Annotated in this window: 4 protein-coding genes; all 4 read left to right on the forward strand. The window is 64.8% G+C overall.

The features are described 5' to 3' along the window. Positions 1 to 143 precede the first annotated feature (143 nt). Positions 144 to 2,414, forward strand: a complete 2,271-nt coding sequence (locus tag ACUCV3_RS18945; RefSeq protein ID WP_279729826.1) for a TonB-dependent receptor — start codon at positions 144 to 146, stop codon at positions 2,412 to 2,414. Position 2,415: 1 nt separating this feature from the next. Beyond that, on the forward strand, positions 2,416 to 3,756 hold the full coding sequence (locus tag ACUCV3_RS18950; protein ID WP_482240970.1) for an alkaline phosphatase family protein: 1,341 nt from the start codon (positions 2,416 to 2,418) through the stop codon (positions 3,754 to 3,756). A gap of 103 nt (positions 3,757 to 3,859) precedes the next feature. Then, positions 3,860 to 5,095, forward strand: coding sequence for a YceI family protein (locus ACUCV3_RS18955; RefSeq protein ID WP_279729829.1), 1,236 nt, complete (start codon positions 3,860 to 3,862; stop codon positions 5,093 to 5,095). A 49-nt stretch (positions 5,096 to 5,144) separates the two neighbouring features. Continuing rightward, on the forward strand, positions 5,145 to 6,235 hold a 1,091-nt coding region (locus tag ACUCV3_RS18960; RefSeq protein ID WP_279776274.1), incomplete at its 3' end, for an AI-2E family transporter.

Below are 6,235 nucleotides of genomic sequence, written 5' to 3' on the forward strand. Positions count from 1 at the left end.
CGCGACTGCGACCTTTATGACACAGACAAAATCATAACGATATTGTCACGAAACTGACGCCGCAGCGTCGCGATAGTCACATTGCAGTGCAACATGCCCCGCCTAGAGCGCCCGCCAATCACACATGATTGGGGGATTTCACCATGCGCCACGCACTCAGCCTGCTGCTCGCTTCGACCGCCTGCATCGCCGCACCCGCCTTTGCCCAGGACATGGCGCCCGCCGCCGATGCCGCGGCCGATGCGGACAGCGCCGGCATCATCGTCTTTGGCCGGGGCGAAACCCGCCAGGTCCAGGAAATCACCACCCGCGACCTCGTCACCCTGACGCCCGGCACCAATGCGCTCAAAGCCATCGAGAAGCTGCCCAGCGTCAATTTCCAGTCGTCCGATCCGTTCGGCAGCTATGAATGGTCGCAGCGCGTCAGCATCCGCAGCTTCAACCAGAACCAGCTCGGCTTCACCTTCGACGGCATTCCGCTGGGTGACATGAGCTATGGCAATCATAACGGCCTGCACATCACCCGCGCCATCAGCAGCGAGAATATCGGCACCGTCCGCGTGTCGCAGGGTTCGGGTTCGCTCGGCACCCAGTCGACCGGCAATCTGGGCGGCACGATCGAGACCTTCTCGATCGACCCCGCCGATGCGCTGGGCGCGCAGGGCAACCTCACCTATGGCAGCGACGAGACCTGGCGCGCCTTCGCCCGGCTGAACATGGGCAGTGCCGACGGCATTCGCGGCTATGTCTCTTATGCATACGGCTCGACCGACAAGTGGAAGGGCCAGGGCACGCAGGACCAGCATATGGTCAATGCCAAGGTCGTGATCCCGGTCGGCGACGGCAAGCTGGATGGCTGGCTGAGCTATTCGGACCGCCGCGAGCAGGATTATCAGGACATGTCGATGGACATGATCAACCGCCTGGGCTGGAAATGGGACAATACGTCGCCCGACTATGCCAAGGCGGTCCTCTATGCCGACATCGGCAATAATCGCGGCGAAACCGGCGCGCCGGTCAGCAACGCCGCCGCCGGCACCGTCTATCCCGACAATGTGACGTCGGTCTGGGACGCCTATTATGACGCCGCCGGCCTGCGCGAGGACTGGCTGGGTGCGATCGGCTACAGCACGCCGCTGGGCGATCATGCCAATTTCAAGATCAAGGGCTATTATCACAATAATAGCGGCATGGGCCTGTGGGCGACGCCGTCCGTCCCCAGCCCCACCGGCGGTTCGCCGCTGTCGATCCGCACCACCGAATATGACATGGATCGGATCGGCGCCTTCGGCAGCGTCGATGCGACGATCGGCGTCCAGACGCTGGAAGCCGGCGCCTGGTACGAGAATAACAAGTTCAACCAGGCCCGCCGCTTCTATGCGTTCAAGAGCCGCACCGAAGCCGGCCTGTCCTTCCGCGACTATCCCAAGAACCCGTTCGCGACCCAGTGGGAGTTCGATTTCACCACCGACACGATCCAATATTATGTCCGCGACAAGATCGACCTCGGCATGCTGACGATCAACCTGGGCTGGAAGGGCTTCAAGGTCACCAACGAGGCCGAGGCGGTCGTGTCGAGCAGCTTCCCCGAGGGCAAGATCAAGGCCGAGGACTGGTTCCAGCCGCATGCCGGCTTCGCCGTCGAACTGAGCCCCGAGGCGGAAATCTTCGGTGGCTTCACTCAGGTGACCAAGGCCTTTGCCAGCGCCACCACCACCGGCCCCTTCTCCACCAACCAGGCCGGCTTCGACCAGATCCGCGACGACCTGAAGCCGGAAAGCTCCGACACATACGAACTGGGCCTGCGCTACAACACGTCGCGCTTCAACGGCACGCTGGGTGCCTATCTGGTCAATTTCCGCAACCGCCTGTTGGCGGTGCAGGTCGGCAGCCCGATCCTGGGTCTCGCTTCCGCGCTGCAGAATGTCGGCAATGTCCGCGCCGTCGGCATTGAGGCGGCGGGCGACCTGAAGCTGGGTCAGGGCTTCGGCCTCTATGCCAGCTACAGCTATACCGACGCCACCTATCGCGACGATGTGCTCAACAGCTCGGACGGCACGCTGGTCGCGGCGATCAAGGGCAAGACCGTGGTCGACAGCCCCAAGCATCTGCTGCGCGGCGAACTCAATTATGATCAGGGGCCGCTGTTCGGCCGGATCGGCGCCAACTATATGTCGAAGCGCTATTACAGCTATACCAACGACGCCTCGGTCAATGGCCGGGTGATCGTGGACGCCTCGATCGGCTATCGCGTCACCGACCAGATCGAAGTGCAGCTCAACGCCAGCAACCTGTTCGACAAGAAATATATCAGCACGATCGGATCGGGCGGCTTTGGCAATAGCGGCGACGCGCAGACGCTGCTGATCGGCGCGCCGCAGCAATTCTTCGTTACCCTCAAGGCGGGTTTCTAAGATGAACAAGGCCGCGCTGCTTGCCTCTGTCCTGCTCGCCCTCGCGCCGTTCCCGGCGCTGGCCGAGCCGGTGCTGCTGATCTCGATCGACGGGCTGCGTCCCGGCGACGTGCTGGAGGCGGACAAGCGCGGCCTTGCCTTGCCCAATCTGCGGCGCTTTTTGACCGATGGCGCCCATGCCTCGGGCGTCACCGGGGTGTTGCCGACGCTGACCTATCCCAGCCACACGACGCTGATGACCGGCGTGTCGCCGGCCAGACATGGTATCGTCAGCAACAACAGCTTCGACCCGATGCAGATCAACCAGGGCGGCTGGTATTGGTATGCGCAGGATGTGAAGGTGCCGATGCTGTGGGATGCGGCGGCGAAAGCCGGGCTTTCCACCGGCAATGTCCACTGGCCGGTCAGCGTCGCCGCGAAGGGCATAAGCTGGAACCTGCCGCAAATCTGGCGCACCGGCCATGCCGATGACGCGCAATTGCTGGATGCGCTGGCGACGCCGGGTTTGAAGGCGGAGTTGGAACGGGCGGTCGGCCAGCCCTATGCCATGGGGATCGATGAAAGCCTGTCCGGCGACCAGAACAGGGGCCGGTTCGCCACCGCGCTGATCGCCGCGCATCAGCCTGACTTCCTGACCGTCTACCTGACCGCACTGGACCATGAGCAGCATGGCAGCGGTCCCGACACCCCGGGGGCCAAGGCCGTGCTGGAAAAGATCGACGCGATCGTCGGCGACCTGGTCGCGGCCGAGCGCAAGGCCCATCCCGATGCGCTGATCGCGCTGGTCAGCGACCATGGGTTCGAGGCGACGCATAGCGGCCTCAACCTGTTCCGCCCCTTCATCGACGCCGGCCTCGTCACCCTTGGCGCGGACGGCAAGGTTGCGTCGTGGCAGGCCATGCCGTGGATCGGCGGCGGATCGGCCGCGATCATGCTCGCCCGCCCCGATGACCAGGCGCTGGCCGACAAGGTGAAGGCGCTACTCGACAAGCTGGCGGCCAACCCCACCAATGGCATCGACCGCATCGTCGGCCGGGCAGAGATGGCAAAGCTCGGCGGCAATCCGCAGGCCAGCTTCACGATCAACCTCAAGCCCGGCTTCGTCACCGACATCTTTCGGGGCGCCAATGCGCCGCTGGTCGCGCCGACGCCGGTCAAGGGCATGCACGGCTATTTCCCCGGCCCCGCCAATCTGCGCGCCACCTTCATGGCGATGGGACCGGGGGTAACGCCGGGCAAGGATCTGGGCCTGATCGACATGCGCGCGATCGCGCCCACTTTGGCCAGGGCGATGGGCGCCAAGCTGCCCGACGCGGAGGCGGCACCGATCGACCTGCGCTGATCCACCCGGCAACGGATCGTTTCCGGCTGCGACGATGGACTTCATTACCCCCGCGACATAATTTTGCGCCCAATCCAACAGGGTCATTTTCGGGGTAGTCCATATGCCGCAGCGTTACAGCCTGGCCGCCATCACCTTGCACTGGGCGATCGCCGCCCTGCTCGCCTTCCAGATTGCCGTCGGCTGGGCGCTGGGCAGTCTGGGCGCGCGCGGCTTCGCGCTGTTCCAGTTGCACAAGTCGATCGGCATCACCGTGCTGCTGCTGACCCTGCTGCGCATTGCCGTGCGCTGGTGGAAGCCGCGTCCGGCCAAGCTGGAGGGCGGCTGGCAGGGCGCGCTGGCGTCCGGCGTCCATGTCGGCCTCTATGCCTTCATGCTGGGCGCGCCGCTGACCGGCTGGGCGCTGGTCTCGACCGCCAAGGTCAAGGTGCCGACGCTGTTCTTCGGCGCCATTCCCCTGCCCCATTTGCCGCTGCCGATGGCAAGCCATGGCCTGGCCGAGGGTGGCCACAGCCTGCTCGCCTGGATCGGCATCGCGCTGGTGGCGCTGCATGTCGCGGGCGCGCTGCGCCATCATGTGATGATGCGCGACGGGCTGATCTGGCGGATGGTGCCGGGTCGTTCGACCGCCTTGCTGATCGGCCTACCCGCGCTGATCCTCGTCGGATTCCTGCTGGGCCGGGCGATCCTGCCGGGCGCTGCGCCTGAAGCGCCCGCTGCCAATGCGGTCGAAGCGGAAGACGTGCCTGCCGAAGACAATGCCGTCGAGGCCGCAGCCAATGCGAGCGATAATGCCGCCGCTCCGGCTGCGAACGACACCGCGGCCGTTGCCGAGGAACCGGCCGGCCCGCCGCCCGCCTGGGCCGTGCAACCCGGCGGCAAGATCGGCTTTGCGGTCGGCAACAGCGGCGAGACGATCAGCGGCAATTTCTCGAAATGGACCGCGAAGATCGTGATGGACCCCGACCATCCCGAAAGCGCCGACATCAAGGTGACGATCGACATGGCATCGGCCAGCGTGGGCGACGCCTATAAGGATGGCATGCTGCCGGGTGACGAATTCTTTGGCAGCGCCGCCCACCCGACCGCGACCTTCGTTGCCAAGGGTGCGGAGAAGAGCGGCACCAACGGCTATCGCGCCCATGGCACGCTGACGCTGAAGGGCGTGGCCAAGCCGCAGGCGATCCGCTTCACCCTGTCGGGCAGCGGCAAGAGCCGCAAGGTCAGCGGATCGGCCAGCGTCGCCCGCCTGCCCTTTGGCGTGGGCAATGGCGACAGCAGCACCGGCCTTGATCCCAAAGTGATGGTGACCTTCAACTTTGACGCCAAGGCGCAATAAGGCCATGCGATGCATGGATTAACGTAACGGTTTCTGCCAAGAAGCGGACATGGAACGACAGAGCCGGCATCGCCGAACGCAGATTGAGGATGGGGTGTTCGTCGCCCTGGTGGTGCTGGTTTCCATCGCCTTCGCGCTGGTGGTCGAGCCCTTCTTCGGGGCGATCCTCTGGGGCGTGATCGTCGCCATCCTGTTCATCCCGGTGAACCAGGGGCTGCTCAAGCTGATCCCCGGTCATCGCAACAGCGCCGCGCTGCTGACGCTGTTGCTGATCATCGCCATCGTGATCGTGCCGGCCATCATCCTGTCGATCGCGCTGGTGCAGGAAGCGACCGCGCTCTACGCCCAGATCAATGTGGGGAAGATCAACATTCCGCACATGTTCGCGCAGTTCCAGGCGGCGCTGCCGGATTGGGCGTCGATCGGCCTGCGGCGGCTGGGCATATCCAATTTCGCGGCGGTCCAGCGGCTGCTGACCGACGGCCTGACCGCCAGTTTCCGCACCGTCGCGGCCCAGGCCTTCCTGATCGGCCAGGGCGCCTTCAGCTTCATCATCGCGCTGACGGTGATGCTCTATCTCACCTTCTTCCTGTTGCGCGACGGGCTCGACCTAGCGCGCAAGCTGGACCGGGCCGCGCCGCTGCGGGTGCTGCATCGCCGCGCGCTGATGCGGCAATTCGTCATCGTCATCCGCGCCACGATCAAAGGTAGTATCGTCGTCGCCATCCTGCAGGGGCTGATCGGCGGGCTGGTGTTCGGCGCACTGGGCATTTCCGGCGCGCTGCTGTGGGGCGTGATGATGGGCTTCTTCTCGCTGCTGCCGGCCGTCGGCACCGGCCTCATCTGGGCGCCGGTGGCGATCTATCTGCTGGCGACCGGCGCGATCTGGAAGGGGCTGATCCTCATCTTCTGCGGCATGTTCGTGATCGGCATGGTCGACAATCTGCTGCGCCCGATCCTGGTCGGCCGCGACACCCGCATCCCCGACTATGTCGTGCTGATCACCACGCTCGGCGGGCTGCAATTGTTCGGTTTCAACGGCATCGTTATCGGGCCGGTGATCGCCGCCCTGTTCATCGCCACCTGGCAGATCGTGATCCGCACCCGCTCCAACGAAGCGGGTGCGCCACCGCTGACATT

This window comes from Sphingobium sp. VMM (genome assembly GCF_056790315.1).